Below are 14752 nucleotides of genomic sequence, written 5' to 3' on the forward strand. Positions count from 1 at the left end.
GCCGGCCGCTACCTCCGGTCACACCCCACTGGCGGGGCGGATGACGGCACCCATGGATCCATGACACCCCGCCTCCGTTGTGGCCAGGGAATCAGCAGCGTGCGCAGGCAGAAACTCGACGGCTGAATCAGGCGGCCGACAGCCGTATGCGAACACCGTACGGGTCACAGCGGCTGCCGCCAGTTGCGGTAGGCATGCGGGGGCTCAGCGAAGCCTCTGTCGCTGAACGGGTTCGGCAGCGTGCCACCGAGGGTGCCGAACAGGAAGTCGCCGAAGCCCGCCTCGAAGCGGATCCAACGTCCCTCCCCATAGAGGGGCTGGCGCTTGAAGACGACGACGTCCCAGCTGTCCGGGTCCCGGGTGTCGCAGAGCCAGAAGACCACATCGCCGCTGGAGCTCCTCGCGAAGGGGAGAAGCCTCCTTTCCTCCAGGTCCTCTGCGGCAGTGCCAGTAGGGACCTCCGGCTCCTCCCTCGGGTCGAAGTCCAGTCCGTCGACGAGGTCGCCGTACGGGGAGCCGGCCACCGGCGGCGTGCTGACGCCGACGTACTCGTCCAGCTCACCGCCGCCGTAGAGCGTGACGAAGTCGCGGTAGTCAGCAGGCAGACGCAGGCCTGTGGTCCGTGCCAGCTCGTCCCAGTCGACGGTGTCGCCCAGGGTGCTGGGCTCCCCGAGCAGGGCTGAGAGGCGGGTGATGGCTGGGTGGACCATGGTGGTGTCTCCTTCGTGGGGTCGCACGGTTCGATCAGTCACCGTATTGCCCGGCGTCCTGCCCGGTTTCGCTGTAGCCGGATGACGGCGTCGCCGAGCGCGACGTAAACCACGGCGGCCTCGAAGGGGTGCTGGGTGGGTTCTCGGAGCAGGTCGAGGGCGGGTCGGTGACCGTACATGCCGAGGCCATGACGAGAGTGGCAGAAGCCTGCCGCCCGTGGAGATCAGTGGTGGGGCGTCCGGCAGCGCGGAGACGAACTGCCGTGTCAGCGCAAAGACCTACGTTGTCACCGAGATGGAACCGCTGAGGCAGGGGTCGAGATGGTCCTGACGTTGGATGAAGCCGTGACGCAGCTTGGCCACAGGCTCTCACCCAAGCGGCGTTCTGCTGCAACACGACTGCGTCGGCTGGCCGACCCCACTGCGGGTCCGTCGCTGCTGGAGGCCCTCAAGCTGGAGGTTCGCGACGCCCGCACATGGGAGACCCAGTACCAGATCGTCATGGCACTCGGGATGTGCGGCCACCGGCCCGCCCTCGGTCTGCTCCGGGACCTCGCCCAGCACCCCTTCAAGGCCACCATGGTTTACGTCGCGCTCGGCGACGCCATCGTCCGGCTGAGCGCTCCCAAAGACACAGCCAGTTCCCTGCGATGGTGCCTGGACACCGGCACCCCGATGCTCGCCGACGGTGCTCTGCGCGCCGTCGCCATGCAGCGGCTCCCCCTGGACACGGCCACGATCGACCACGTTCTCGACTTCCTCAGCCCCCTGGACCCCCAGGACGGGCGCCGGTTCTGGGCTGCGGCCGCCGCAGCGGGATGGCCAGGCCCGCGGGCCAGAAAGTTCCTCCAGGAGTGCGCAGCTGGCCCCCGGACCGACGTGGCCGACGCAGCCACCTCATCCTTGCAAGGCAAGTACCAGACCTATTCCCCCTTGTAGAGAAGCCGTTGTCGTTCCGATCATGGTGAGCGTCGGTTCGATTGTTGCGGCTCGGTCGGGTGATCTTCGGCGGGTGCGCGCATGATGGCAGGGCCTCCTGGTCAGCTCGGGATTGTCGAATGCCCGAAGCCCAGGAGGCCCTTGCGTCGCAGTCTTGCGCTGTCATGCCGGTGGAGTCCAACTCGGTTCCCCGGTCGTGTGATTGCCTCGCTCACCGGTTCGGGAATGCGGGCGACCGTCCGGACCGCGAGCCCTGCTACCCCTCCGACATGAGCGACGCGGAGTGGGTGGTCGTGCGGGACGCGATGCCGGTGCCGGCATGGCTGGAGGGCCGTGGTGGGCAGCCGGAGGGCTACTGCCACCGGCAGATGGTGGACGCCGTTCGCTACCTGGTCACGGGCGGGATCACTTGGCGGGCGATTCCGGCGGACTTCCCCGCCTGGGACCGCGTGTACGCCTTCAACAAGCGCTGGCGAGTGGGAGGCCTGCTCGTCGAGCTTCACGACCGGCTGCGCGGCCAGGTCCGCGAGAACGCCGGCCGGGACCCGGAGCCGACCGCCGCCATCCTCGACTCCCAGTCGGTCAAGGCGGACGCGACGGTGCCCTCTTCAAGCAGGGGCTACGACGCGGGCAAGGAGATCAACGGCCGCAAGCGACACATCGTGGTCGACTGCCTCGGCCTGCTGCTGGCCGTGATGGTCACCGCCGCGAGCGTGCAGGACCGGGACGCGGCCGTGCCGCTGCTCCAGCAGTTGCGGGCCCGCTTCCATCGCATCGCGCTGGTCTGGGCGGACGGCGGCTACGTCGGCCGCCTGGTCGCATGGGCGGTCGAGAAGCTGCACCTGACCGTCCAGATCGTGAAGCGCTCGGACGACGTCTCGGGGTTCGTGGTGCTGCCCAGGCGCTGGATGGTGGAGCGCACGCTGAGTTGGCTGCTGCGTTCACGCCGCCTCGTGCGTGACTACGAGACCCTGCCCGCTGTCCACGAGCAGATGGTGCTGTGGTCGATGACCCGGCTCATGAGCCGGCGGCTGGCCCGTCGGCGAGCATGAATCGGCCCGGGACCGGCTCAGCCGCCCAGCCGCGGTCGATCAGCCGCTTCATCTTCGACCCCACACCCTCCACGCAGGCCGGAACCACAGCCAGACCGAGTCCGGCGGCGATCTCCTGGCACGTCATCACCCCGTGTCCGCCCGACCGATGTTCCGCGAGCAAGACAAGGATGCGCTGGTAGTCCACCGCGAGCACGGCCGTCGACAACGCGGGCCGCCACACCGGCACGATCGAGCCCGCCCGCGCTGCCCCAGGGACACGCACCACGGTGGGCGCGTCCGGCGGCGGCGCGGGCTCCCGCTCGGACGCGGAGGGCTCCTCCGCCGGGACCGGGCCGTCCTCCCGGACTCTCGGCACGGACAGGACCTCACTGACGCGCTGCCGGGCGATCAGCCATTCCTGCCAGTCCGCTTCTGCCTCGGCGAGTTCGGCCAGCACCCTGTTCGCTTCCTCCCGCAGCCCCTCCACACGCTCTCGCGCGGCCAGCTCGCGCTCCTGCAACAGGCCAACGACTGACGCCATCCCGGCACCTCCACCGACGAGATCACCCGACGGCCCCAGCCTGCCTCGCCAGCCTCTACATCATGCCTGACCTGCGAAAACCTGCCGCTCAAGTTCGGTACGACAACGGCTTCTAAACAACAAGCTGAGAGATGTTCTGCGAACGGAGACCCGGGCAAAACGGACACGATCCGGGGGTCTCGCAGAACTCGCACAACTGGTCATTTCTGCGAATCACCCACCGTCACGGCCGTCACACACGGCAACCGCCTCGGATGATGCGATCAGATGGCGGCGGCCGATCGGACGGCTTGATCAACGTAGGCGCTGCGTCTGCGCGAGCAGTCGCGCCTGCTCCAGTTTCAGGGACTCAAAGGAAGCCCGTACGTACGAGTCCAGCTCGGCGCGCGGGAAATCGCCGGCGATCGAGACATTGTCATCGAACTGGACCGAGTCGAACCCGTCTTCCTGCCAGCGCGCAAGGACGGGCTCGTAGCAAGCGACGTGCGCGCACAACTCCTTGAGGGGTTCGGGGATGGTCTCCTCGCGCAGCAAGTCGGCATGGGAGACGACCAACTCGACCATGCGCCGGTTGAGTGGCATGAAGACCGTGGACATCCACAAACGCCAGGTGGCGGCCTGCTCCGTGGTGGCGGGGACCGAGGCGGTCCACATCGGCCAGTGCCGGTCGGCGAACTTCTTCCAGGAACGGTCCATGGCCTCTGCCTGCGCGTAGAGCGGACCGTAGAGCTCGCTGAGCTGGCGGTTGACCCGTTCCAGACGATCCTTCCGACGTGCCAGGCGCAGATTCGTCATATAGGTGTAACCCGCGGTGGCCACAAGCACGGTGACGGCCAAGGGGACCACAACATCCAGCGTCATGGCCGCACGCTACCCATAGCCGAGAGGGCGCGGGCATGAATCGACAACTTCGGCCAGGAACCTGGCCACGGTCGCGGTCGCTCAGCAGTTCAAGAGAACTCGCGGGACGTTGCGCACTAAGCCGGATCCCGTTCCGGAGCAGGAGCGCTGCCAACTCGGGATCGTCGTCGGGGCTGACCCCGTGAAGGCGGCCATTTCGCAGTGCCCATACGCCGCGCAGGCTGAAGTCGACGGCGGCGCACAGCACCTCGCCCCGGTAGTCGAGACGCTGGCGTTGACTTCGACCATCCAGCGGGTGAGGTGTCCCCGCAGCCCTTCAGGGGCTGTGATGAGGATGATGACGGTTATGGGCTGCTCGTGTCTTGGGCGAACTCGGGGCCGATGATGGCCAGGTACTCACCGCCCATCCCCGGATCGGCGACTGTGGCAGCTGATGCTCCCTCTGCGCTGCACCAGTTGACGCCCCCTTGGACTGTGCCGACACGTTCGTCCCAGAGCTCGTTGACCTCGAGGTCGGACATATCGGTGGCGTCCGGGCTGAGCAGGGTCTTGACGTCGTGGACGATCCGCCCGAGCAGCTTGTCCCGGGCGACGCGGTCTCGCAGGCCGAGACGGGCGTCACGTTCCTCGGTGTGGCCCTGCTTGGCGAGGTCGAAGGCGAGCGAAATGGTGCATTCGGCCTTGTAGAGGTCGGCGATGTCGAGGACGAACGAGGTGGCCAGGCCCGTATGGACGAAGCCGAGACCGGGGCTTGCGCCCAGTCCGGCGATGACTACGTGGCAGATCCCGTAGAGGGCGGCGTTGGCCGCAGACAACAAGCGGTTGAGATCGTCGCCTGCGGCATGAGGGTCGCCCGGCCTTGTAGACGCGGCCGTTCCAGGGAACACCGGTCCGGCGTGATTCGGCCTGGTAGAGCTTGCGAATGCGGGCCCCCTCGCGACCGCGCAGCTGCTGCATGGTGGCCGTGCTGACGTCCTCGCCGGGAAACCGCATGCGGTACATGCTCCGGGCGACGGCAAGGCGTTCCTGGTGCGGCTGACCAGCCAGGCCTGCCGATTGAGGAGGGCAGCGCCGCGGCTGGGGCCAAGCCCAGCCGCGTACATGCGTACGCCCTGCTCGCCGACCCAGCACATGGTGGTGCCCGAGTCGGCGAGCAGATTGACGGCGCCGTGCGTGATGCGGGTTCCGACGGTCAGCCCGTTGCGCCGAGCCGGAGGTGCCGTTGGCCACCTCCGGCATCAGCGTCTCCGAGCTGGCCGGATCCAGCGTTCGGGTCTTATCCAGCGGTACGGCGTTCACTCGCGGATGATGCCGTCGACGGGGTCGAGGCGGATCGTCCTGCCGTCGGGGGCGTGCCAGCGGCCGGTCCGCGGGTCGTGCGGGACCAGGGCGACGTCGCGCAGCGCGGGGATGTCCTGCCACCGGGCCGGCGGGTAGGTGTCCGCTCCGACACCGGTGAGCCAGGTCGACCGGACCTGGACGGTGGAGAGGACCACGGTACGGATGTCGTCCTTGCCGGGGTGGTGGGGGAGCTTGGCCGGGCCGTCGGCGGTGACGAAGGTCCACCCGTCGCCGTCGGGCCACACCGGCAGAATGCGCTTCGATTCACCGCCCAGACGGGTGACCGCGAGGTCCGGGTCCAGGGCGGAGGTCAGCGGGTACAGGTCCTTGACCCGGTCCGGCGCGGGGATCATCACCATGTCGGCGGCCGAGGCCTGGGCCTGCTCCATCGCCAGGCGCCGCGCGTCGTCGGCGTCCATCCGGTCCGGGTCCCAGGCCGCGTCGTACACGTCAGCGCTCAGGCCAGGGACCGCACCCGGGATCGCGATCGGCCCCTCCAGCCCGCAGAGCGCATCACAGGTCCGGCGCAGCAGCGAGGTGTCGTAGACGTCGCCCCAGCTGGGGGCGGGCAGGCCGCCGGGCGGGGACAGGACGACCAGCCGAGGGGCCGGCGCCCAGGTCGGGCGTGGGTGGTCGTGCCGGTGGCAGCGCCCGGCGCGCTGCAGGAGCAGGCTCATCGGGGCGAGGTCGGAGACGACCAGGTCGAAGTCCCAGTCGAGGGACTGTTCGACGACCTGTGTCGCGACGACGACGAGCGGCCGGTCCGGGCGGACGCCCTTCGAGCCGACCTTGCCCTCGATCAGGTCGGTGCGCTCGATCCGCTGCCACATCGGAAGGCGGGCGTGGAGGAGCACGACCTGCGGGCCGTCCTCGCCCCACCGCTCGGTGAGCAGCCTCCTGGTTGCCTGGACGTCGGCGACGACGTTGCACACCACCAGCGCGCAGCCCCTGCCGGCAGCGGCGGGCCGCAGCTCCGTCAGGATCCGGGCGGCCCGGCCTGCGGGCACCGCCGGGTCGTGGGTGTGCCGGACGGTGTGGTGGTCGACGGCGATGTCGCGTTCCCGGGTGGTGGGCAGCGGCCCGTGGGCGGTGACCTTCCCGGTCTCGGCGCAGACGTGGACCCAGCCCGGGTAGGGGGAGGTGATCGGCGCCGTGTCCTTGTGGCCGGCGCCGGCCCGGTAGGCGCCGACGAGGTCGGTGGCGGTCCGCCCGGTCAGCGTCGCCGACACCAGCACGACCGGAATGCCGAGGTGGCCGCACCATTCCAGCAGCCGCTGCGTCAGCCGGTGCCCGTACGCGCCGTAGCTGTGGGCCTCGTCGATGACCAGGGTCTTGCCCGACAGTCCCAGCCACCGCAGCACGTTGAAGCGCACCGGCAGCGCCGCCAGTGCGGCCTGGTCCCAGGTGCCGACCGCGACGCCGGCGGCCAGTCCCCGGTGCGGTCCGCGGAGGAAGGACGCGGCCTGGGTCGACACGCAGTCGTCCGCCACGATCTCGTCGCGGTCCGGGTCGTAGTCCTCGTTCAGCCACGCCATCGAGTTCAGCAGGGTCACCGGGGTGCCGACCTCGGCGGCGCGGGCGGTGAACTTCTTCACCCGGCGCCACATCGCGTCGGTGGTCGCCATGGTGGGCAGTAGCACCGCCAGGCCGCCGGCGCCGGCCGCCGCGCCGAGGACCCGGGCGGCGAACAGCGCGGTCTCGGTCTTCCCGTCGCCGGTGGGCGCGGTGACGAGCACCAGCCCCGGCCCCTCAACCAGGCCTCCGAGGCGCTGGGCGACGTCGGCCTGAAGGGGGTACGGCTTCGTGATGTCGGGGAACAGGTCGGTGAACGTCGCAGCCGGTTTCCAGGCCGGCGCCGCCAGCTGGGCGTGGGCGAGCACCCAGGGTGCCCGCTGCCGCATCCTCGCGACGTGCGCGGCCAGGTCCCCGTTCCACGCCGCCAGCCGGCCCCGCACCTGCCCGGTGTTGGACGCCAGCCAGTCCGCCAGCACCACCAGCCCGGTCACCACCACCGCCGCACCCGCGGGCAGCAGCCGTCCGGGCGCCGCCGGCGACCCGCAGATCCCGAACACCGTCCGGACGTGCTCCTCACGCTGCTCGGCCCAGCCGTCCCTGCCCAGCCCGCGCAGCTCCTTCAACGGGTCGGCCATCGCGGCGGGCGACAGCGCCTCACCGAACACCCCGTGATGACCGCCGAGGATCTGCGCGACCTGGTGTGTTACGGACTTCCACGGCCGCTCGACCGGCGGCCACCCCAGTCCGGTGAGGATCTGCGGCAGCGCCCAGTGGCTCGCCACCTGATGGGGGATCCACTCCTCGTGCATCCAGCCCGCCGGCGCCGGGTACCGCGGATCGGCCAGCAGCTCGGCAGTGCCCTCGAGGCCCCGCTGGAAGCAGTGGATGGTCTTCCCCACGTCGTGCATACCCGCCGCCAGCATCACCAGCCGCCGCGCCCGCGCCGGATCGACCCCCCAACCACCGGCGATCAACCGACGATGAGAAGCCGTCAGGTAGGAGTCCCACAGCCCGCCCGCAATCACCGCGGTGTCCGCCAGATGACACACCAGCGGGTACGGACCAGGCAGCCCACGACGCTTACCGGCAACTCGCGGATCGAACACCAAACTCCTCCAGACCACCGGTCTACCAACAACGTGAACACTGGCCACAGGCCACCTCCGCGCCGACGGAGCAGACCAGAAGCCCTCAAGGGCCCCAAGACCCAGGACGGGCCACCTCCGCGCAGGCGGAGCGGACATGCCGCGGCCGGTGGTCAGTACGTTCGGCAGCGGGCCACCTCCGCGCAGGCGGAGCGGACGGACGGGCGGTGATCTTCCCGTCCACGACGTCCGGGCCACCTCCGCGCAGGCGGAGCGGACGTCGGCCAGCCGATGGTGCGCGGTCGGTCATACGGGCCACCTCCGCGCAGGCGGAGCGGACCGGATGAGCCCGGTCATGGTGCTGTCCCGGGGCGGGCCACCTCCGCGCAGGCGGAGCGGACCCTTTTTGACCTGCGGCTCTCTGGTGGCTTTGCGGTTTCTTTACTCGTGGTGGGGGGCGATGCTGAGGAGGCCGGCACCGTAGGCGAGGCCGCGGCCGATGCCGTTGGTGAGCGCGGTGAGGAGTGCCTGGTGGTCGGTGATGGTGGCGGTGCCTTCGAAGCGGGTGAGGGTGTGGCGGATCGGTCCGGTGGCGCGGTGGCCGGTGGCGGGTTCCTGGGGGATGTCGAGGATGTCGTGGAGGTCGAGGCCGGCGGTGTGGGCTTTGCGTTCCCACCAGGCGATCGCGTCCTTGCCGTGCAAGGGGGCGGGCTTGCCGCGGTTGAGGCGCCCGCCGGCGTCGCGGGTTCCGTCGCGCAGCGAACGGGTCGGTGAGGCGTCGATGCGGTAGCGGACCGTGCGGCCGTCGGCCAGCCATTCCAGCAGTGGCGCCAGATTGCGCTGCTGGGCTGTGGCGTAGTGGTCGGGCAGGACGGTGGGGTCGGCGGCCAGGGTGGACTGGACGAGGACGGTGGTGGCCTGGGGGGTGCGTTCGATGCGGTAGAGGACGCCCAGACTGCGGCGGGCGGCGTCGCCGCTGGTGAGGGCGTCGGGGTACATGCTCATGATCCGCTGGTGCATGTGGCTGGTGTTGCGCAGGTCCGCTGCCGCGTCGCGGGAGCGGGGGTGGAGGTGGAGCTGGGTAAGGTGGGTCATCGGGTTCTCCGAGTGGGCGGTGTCCCCCGCGGCGGGCGGGGTCGGTGAGGCTGGGTCAGGTGCGGGTGTAGGCGGTGAGGGCGGTGATCCAGGCGGTGCCGGTACCGGCGTGCTGGTCGGCGGTGAACGGGTGGCGGGTCTCCCACAGGGGGCGGTGGGCGAAGCGGCGGGCGCCGGTGGTGGGGAGCTGGTCGCGGACCTGGGTGAGCGGCGGGCGGCCGGTGCGGGGGTCGGTGTCGTGGATGAAGACCACCTCGGTCGCGCCCTTGCCGTCGGGTTCGCGGTGCAGCGGCAGGCGGTGGAGTTCCGCGACGGGATCATCGGCGGCGCCCACGAGGACCGGTACGGCCGGCGGGCAGGAGCGGCGCCCCAGATATGGGTGCCAGACCGGGCGCCGCAGCGCCTCGGCCACCGCGGTGGTAGTGGCGGCCGGGCCGGTGACCGCGACGGTGAATGCCGCGTCGGCCAGGTACCAGCGCTCGGACTGCAGTGTGGCCTCCTTCAGCGGGCGCCGCCCGCCCGCGGCGGTGACCACGGTCCTCTCCCGCGGGTAGCCGCCGCCGACGGTGTGGTAGTCGCGCAGCAGGCGGCCCGGCCGGTCCACACGCACCGTGTACCGCAGTGCGGCCAGCTCCCCCAGGTCGGACCCGCGGGCCAGACCGAGCGCGCACGCGAACAGGCCCGTCAGGCCGGACCTCGTCGGATGCGGGTAGGTCAGCCGCGTCCCGAACTGCGAGGGGCTGCCCCAGGACTGCACCGGCGCCGACAGGTGCAGCAGCAGGCCGCCGCTCACAGGTGCTCCCCGATCGCCGCGTCCACGCCGGCCAGCAGCTTCTCCAGCGACCCGGCGTCCTCCCCCAGGTGCTCCACCGACCCGACCCCCAGGCCGCTGTACGAGCGGGCCAGGACACCACCGTCCCCGTAGAAGCCGTTCACCGCCCCGGCGTGCGCGTCCAGGCACCGCACCGACGGCTCGACGAAACCACTGCCCCCCTCCGCCCTGACAGGCCGCTCGAACGCCCCGCCCAGGTTCACCGGCTGGTCCCCGCGCAGCACCACGTGCACCAGCGCCGGAGGCGTGAACGGCGCCGTCGACCCCTGCCGCGCGGACGGCACCACCACGGCGAACGCCCGCGCGAACTCCACCGCGACCCGCCTCGCCCCCTCCACGTCCCCGCCCAGGTTCCCCGCCAGCTCCGGCAGGTTCACCGAGCTGTACCGGTAGTACGTCCCCGACGTGTGGAACGCCGTCCCCAGGTGCGCCGACCCCGACTCATCCTCCTGACCACGCGTGATGTCGTCCACCGCGGTGAAGTAGTCCGGCTGCACCGCCAGCGCGTGCGTCGTCAGCTGGTGCGCGACCTGCACCGCACCCGCCACCGCCGAACCCGGCTCGTTCGCCAGCATCCGCCCGAACGCCGCGATACTCGACGTCCGCCCCCGCAACACCTCCAGCACCCGCCCGCCAGCCGCCTTCACCAGCTTCTCCTGCGCCACCGCCTCCTTCTTCCTGTCCGCCCCCGCCTCCACCAGCTCCCGGTGCTCCACCGCGACCTCGGCGAGCTCCGCGATCCCGGCCCGCGGCAGCAGCAGCATGCTGTTCGTGTCGTTGTCCCCGTCCACGGCCACGCCCTTCACCCCCGCCGCCAGGACCACCATCCGCCCGGCCCGCTGCGCGAGCTCGTCGTCCCAGCCCGCGCGCACCAGCTCGGCAGCGATGCTCTCCGGCAGCCGCTTCGTGCGAACCGCCCACTCCCCCAGCCGGTCCTCCACCTCCACCCGCACGTGCCGCTTCCCGGACTGCGAGGAGATCCGGCCCCGCTGCTCGCCGCCGTAGTGGGCGGTCTTGGGGATGTTGAGGTCGTCGCGGTTGAGGCAGGACAGCGGGTAGGAGTGGATGACGTGCAGGTCGAGGTACAGGCGGCGCTTCATCAGGAGGTCTCCTCGTCGGTGCTGGCGGCGGTAGGCGCGGTGGGGTCGTACTGGTAGTAGGCGCGGGCCCAGGCCCGGGCGGTGTCGGTCGGGTGGTCTACCCAGCGGGTCAGGTCGCGCAGCAGCAGCGGCCACACGACGGGGACGTCGCCGGCGCGCAGGCGGGCGACGAGGGGCGGCAGGTCACGGGTGAGCGCGTCGGCGTCCTGGCGGGACATCAGCAGCAGCCGGGCCTTGACGGTGTCGTCGGCCAGGGCCTTCGTGTGAACGGCGCGGGCGAGCGACCAGCCGAGGTTGCGCCAGCGGTCCCCGTCGACCGGGGCGGCCAGGCCGGCGGGCGGCTTCGGCTGGCAGTCGAGACGGGGGTTGGGGGCCTGGTCGGCGTACATGCCGGCGGTCAGGACGTAGGCGCGTTCGGTGTCGCTGTTCGTCCAGCGCGGGATCCGGGCGAGCAGGTACTCGTAGGCGCGGAACGGCTTGTGCGGGTCGGTCAGCGCGGAGCGGACCGCGGCGCGGCCGCCGGGCGTGGAGCACTGCTGGTGGACGTACAGCATGAAGGCGCGCTGGTGCGCGAGGACGTCCGGTTCCGCGGAGGGCGGCGAGTCGATGGACATGGGCTCCTCGGTAAGGGTTGAAGGGTCGGGCTCCCGCCGGCGGCGGGAGGGGACGGGGTTGGAGGCCGGCTCCTTTCGTATCGGCCGACCGTTCGTCTCGGCGGTCGGCGGTCGGCGGTCGGGCTGTGGCGTGAGGTAGCCGGATCAGCGGGACGACACGGAGCCGGATCAAACCCGGCCGCCCCTCGGCGGGGCTGCGCCGGCGGGCCCTCATCGGCCTCGGACCTGACCCCGTCCTTCGGCGCCAACCGGCCACCTGGCGCGACCCCGGTCCGGGTCCAGCACCCCACCGGCCCGGCCACCGCCCCGCACGGTCGACCCCCCGTGCCGGGCACCGAAGGAACGGGGATCGGAGGAACGGGCGCAAACCGGAACCGGGAGAACCTCAACGCCGCCGCCTACGTCCCCGGCGCCGGAACGGCTACGTCTTCTTCCGCGGACCCCGGGGCCGCCTGAGCATCGCGGCCCGGGCCTCCTCGACGGCCTGCATACCCCGAGGCGTGAGCGCGGCCGCCTCCGTCACGGCGTCGAACACCCTCGTGGCAACCCCCACAAACCCGGGCCGGGCCCGGACCCCGTCACCATCCGGGACAACCGCCTTCCAGAACTCGGCCTCCGCCTGCGACCAGTACACCGGCAGCGCCGAATCGACCCACGGACAGACCTTGCTGTCCCCACTGAACCCCTGCCACGCCGCCCGCAACGCCTTCGCCAGCCCGGACGACACACCCTCAGCCTGCGACCGGGCCACCGAGACCGCCGCCGCACCGTCCCCGTCCAGCTCCTCAAGGAAGCCGAGCACCGGCGGCGTCACCGCGGTGAACCAGACGGTCTCCGGATCCCGCCGCTCCTGGTGCAGCCCGTACGCGCGCAACCGCAGACCGGCCGCCGTCTCCCGCGGCAGCCTCGCCACCGACGCCAGAACGGCCGGCCGGTAGCGCGGCGTCTTGCCCGCCACCGTCTTCAGCAGCAGCGCGTCCAGGTCCCTCCACGCCACCCGCGCACTGTTCGCCCGCACCGGACCGCCCTCGTCACGCCTGATCACGTACGGGTCCTCGGCCTCCGGCAGCTCGTTCTCCCACGCCCACGTCACCCACGAATCCGTCACGTGCCCGCCGTCGGAGTCCGGCTTGAGCAGTACCGCGTGCGCGGCACGCGACGTCAGCAGCGACACCGGCCCGGACGGCGCCGCCGGCACCCTCGGATCCGGGAGCTGCTCCGCCTCCCACGGGGCCTCGTCCCGGCCCGGGTTCGTCGGCCAGCTCTCCGGCGACGGCACTCCCAGGATGAGCGTCTCCGCGAGACTGCGGCCCGCCGGGAACCACGACACTAGCGCCCGGATCGGCCCCGCCACCGTGTAGTGGCTGTTCCGCCCGTCCGAACGCCGCCGGTTCGCCGCCGTCCCCGACGGCCCCGCGAACAACCACGTCAGCAGCCCGAACGCCGCCGTCACCGTGGGAACGGGCCCGCCGATCCCGCCCTTCTCCAGCGGCCACCACACATGGTTGTTCCCCGACGGGCTCGTCATCACCAGCCGCCCGGTGCCGCTGCTGCCCGTGCACTCCCCCGCAAGTCGAGGCTCCTGCAGCCACGGCCGTTCCGCGTCGAACAGGTCGAACCGCCGGGGATACCGGTCGAAGTACGCCGCGATCCGCCCCGAGTCCAGCCGGCCGGCCTCCAGCGCGTCCCACCGGCAGTCGTCCCAGTCCTCCGCGACGTCCAGGCCCGTGACCCGCGCCGTCACCGCGATCAGCACCCGCAGCAGCGCCGACTCCGACGCCGGATCCGGGCAGTCGACGTGCTCCAGCAGATGAGCCCACGTCAGCACATCACCGAGACCCAGCACCACCGACTCCCCCGGCCCACCCCGCACCGGAAGCTCAGCCACCTCCTCAGGAGTCAGGTCGGCACGCACACGAGCCGTGATCCACGGCCTCACAACCACATCGAACGACGGACGCGACACAGGGCGGTCCCCTACTACTCGAGCACGGTCAGTCACCACCCAGCGACGCTAGACCCAGCCACTGACAACCGGGACCCAAACCCAGAACAGAGGACGCCGTCACACCCCACCACTAGGATCAACTCCTCGCTCCTTGACACCACAACAGCTCCTCAACCCGACGCTTCAGCACGGTCAAGAAGCAGCACAGGACCACGCTGCGCAGCAGGTCTCGAAGGTCCGCTCCGCCCTGCGGAGGTGCCCCTTGGGTACCGCGCTTCGGCGACGACATGGCGCAGTCTGCTCTGCCTTCGCGGAGGTGACCCGTCCTTCCGATCCGCCATGGGTATGTCCCGGCGGTCCGTTCCGCCCTCGCGGAGGTGACCCGGTGCCCAGCCCGGGGGAGTCGAGCGCACGCCCGTCCGCTCCGCCCGTGCGGAGATACCCCGATGACGCAGGTGAGCAGCAGCATCAGGGCGCCGTCCACTCCGCCCGCGCGGAGGTGCCCCGGCCCCCTCCGGGAGTGCCGAATTGCCCTCCTGTCCGCTCCCGTCCGCGCGGAGGTGACCCGTACGCCCCGACGGTGGTCAGCACGTAGCCCTTGTCTGCTCTGCCAGTGCGGAGGTGGCCCGGTGAGGCCGTTGTAGACGTCGGCGTTCCACAGGTCCGCTTCGCCTGCGCGGAAGTGACCCCCGCTCGTGCGGGGAGGAGGTCAACATGAGTGGTCCGCTTCGCCTGCGCGGAAGTGACCTGGCCGAATATCCAGAGGTCCGCCGGACCTTGCAGTCCGCTCTGCCCGCAGCGCGAGCTTGGGCCGGTCCCGCTTCGCACGCGCGGAGGTGCCCCGGTGCGCAGCGCGGCGGACAGGCGCTGGACGTCGTCCGCTCCGCCCGTGCGGAGGTGCCCCGCAGCCCGCCGGGCCACCGGATCGGGCTCAGCCGTCCGCTCCGCCCATGCGGAGATGCCCCGATGACCGAGGACGAGCGCCGCACCTGCAGTGCGTCCGGCTCCGCCCGCGCGGAGGTGATCCGACCCGATCCAGCCTCTAGACGAGTAGTTCCGAAGTCGGTCAGTGGTCGTAGGCGATCAGCGAGCGGGTGATGGGTCGGCCGGTGGTCCGGTTGTGCCAGATCGCGCAGG

12 protein-coding genes, 1 pseudogene and 1 CRISPR repeat array are annotated in these 14752 nt (G+C 71.2%); of the genes and pseudogenes, 2 read left to right on the top strand and 11 right to left on the bottom strand.

Features of this window, described 5'->3' with window-relative positions; genetic code table 11:
• Positions 1–164: 164 nt before the first annotated feature.
• The gene (locus tag ACZ47G_RS37350; protein ID WP_465750598.1) at positions 165–710 is read right to left on the bottom strand and encodes an SMI1/KNR4 family protein; all 546 of its coding nucleotides are present in this window, start codon (positions 708–710) and stop codon (positions 165–167) included.
• A gap of 321 nt (positions 711–1031) precedes the next feature.
• Between ACZ47G_RS37350 and ACZ47G_RS37355 the strand changes: the two genes are divergently transcribed.
• A complete protein-coding gene (locus ACZ47G_RS37355; RefSeq protein ID WP_465750600.1) occupies positions 1032–1649 on the top strand; it encodes a HEAT repeat domain-containing protein in 618 nt (205 codons plus the stop codon).
• A gap of 269 nt (positions 1650–1918) precedes the next feature.
• Complete coding sequence (locus ACZ47G_RS37360; protein WP_465750602.1) at positions 1919–2701, top strand: IS5 family transposase; 783 nt, start codon at positions 1919–1921, stop codon at positions 2699–2701.
• Here ACZ47G_RS37360 and ACZ47G_RS37365 read toward each other — a convergent pair.
• From ACZ47G_RS37365 to casA, 10 genes and pseudogenes are all read right to left on the bottom strand, one after another.
• A complete protein-coding gene (locus ACZ47G_RS37365) occupies positions 2667–3224 on the bottom strand; it encodes a hypothetical protein (protein ID WP_465750604.1) in 558 nt (185 codons plus the stop codon). The genes ACZ47G_RS37360 and ACZ47G_RS37365 overlap by 35 nt on opposite strands.
• A 294-nt stretch (positions 3225–3518) precedes the next feature.
• Complete coding sequence (locus tag ACZ47G_RS37370) at positions 3519–4085, bottom strand: hypothetical protein (RefSeq protein ID WP_465750606.1); 567 nt, start codon at positions 4083–4085, stop codon at positions 3519–3521.
• Positions 4086–4166: 81 nt separating this feature from the next.
• Positions 4167–4433, bottom strand: coding sequence for a type I-E CRISPR-associated endoribonuclease Cas2 (locus tag ACZ47G_RS37375; protein WP_465750624.1), 267 nt, complete (start codon positions 4431–4433; stop codon positions 4167–4169).
• Positions 4430–5272, bottom strand: a pseudogene (gene cas1e, locus ACZ47G_RS37380) (type I-E CRISPR-associated endonuclease Cas1e); the annotation flags it as partial. The gene ACZ47G_RS37375 and the pseudogene cas1e, both read right to left, overlap by 4 nt.
• A gap of 108 nt (positions 5273–5380) precedes the next feature.
• Positions 5381–8065: a CRISPR-associated helicase Cas3' gene (gene cas3 / locus ACZ47G_RS37385; RefSeq protein ID WP_465750608.1), complete on the bottom strand. Its 2685-nt coding sequence runs from the start codon at positions 8063–8065 to the stop codon at positions 5381–5383.
• Positions 8066–8094: 29 nt separating this feature from the next.
• Positions 8095–8427: direct repeats of the CRISPR family, unit length 29 nt; unit sequence CGGGCCACCTCCGCGCAGGCGGAGCGGAC.
• 40 nt (positions 8428–8467) lie between these two features.
• Positions 8468–9121, bottom strand: coding sequence for a type I-E CRISPR-associated protein Cas6/Cse3/CasE (cas6e, locus tag ACZ47G_RS37390; RefSeq protein ID WP_465750610.1), 654 nt, complete (start codon positions 9119–9121; stop codon positions 8468–8470).
• Between the two features lie 55 nt (positions 9122–9176).
• On the bottom strand, positions 9177–9914 hold the full coding sequence (gene cas5e / locus ACZ47G_RS37395; RefSeq protein WP_465750612.1) for a type I-E CRISPR-associated protein Cas5/CasD: 738 nt from the start codon (positions 9912–9914) through the stop codon (positions 9177–9179).
• A complete protein-coding gene (cas7e, locus tag ACZ47G_RS37400; RefSeq protein WP_465750614.1) occupies positions 9911–11053 on the bottom strand; it encodes a type I-E CRISPR-associated protein Cas7/Cse4/CasC in 1143 nt (380 codons plus the stop codon). The genes cas5e and cas7e overlap by 4 nt, the downstream gene beginning before the upstream one ends.
• Complete coding sequence (gene casB, locus ACZ47G_RS37405) at positions 11053–11667, bottom strand: type I-E CRISPR-associated protein Cse2/CasB (protein ID WP_465750616.1); 615 nt, start codon at positions 11665–11667, stop codon at positions 11053–11055. Before casB ends, cas7e begins: the two co-directional genes overlap by 1 nt.
• Before the next feature lie 421 nt (positions 11668–12088).
• Complete coding sequence (gene casA, locus ACZ47G_RS37410; RefSeq protein WP_465750618.1) at positions 12089–13633, bottom strand: type I-E CRISPR-associated protein Cse1/CasA; 1545 nt, start codon at positions 13631–13633, stop codon at positions 12089–12091.
• Positions 13634–14752 lie beyond the last annotated feature (1119 nt).

It is taken from the genome of Kitasatospora sp. NPDC030952, assembly GCF_055571335.1.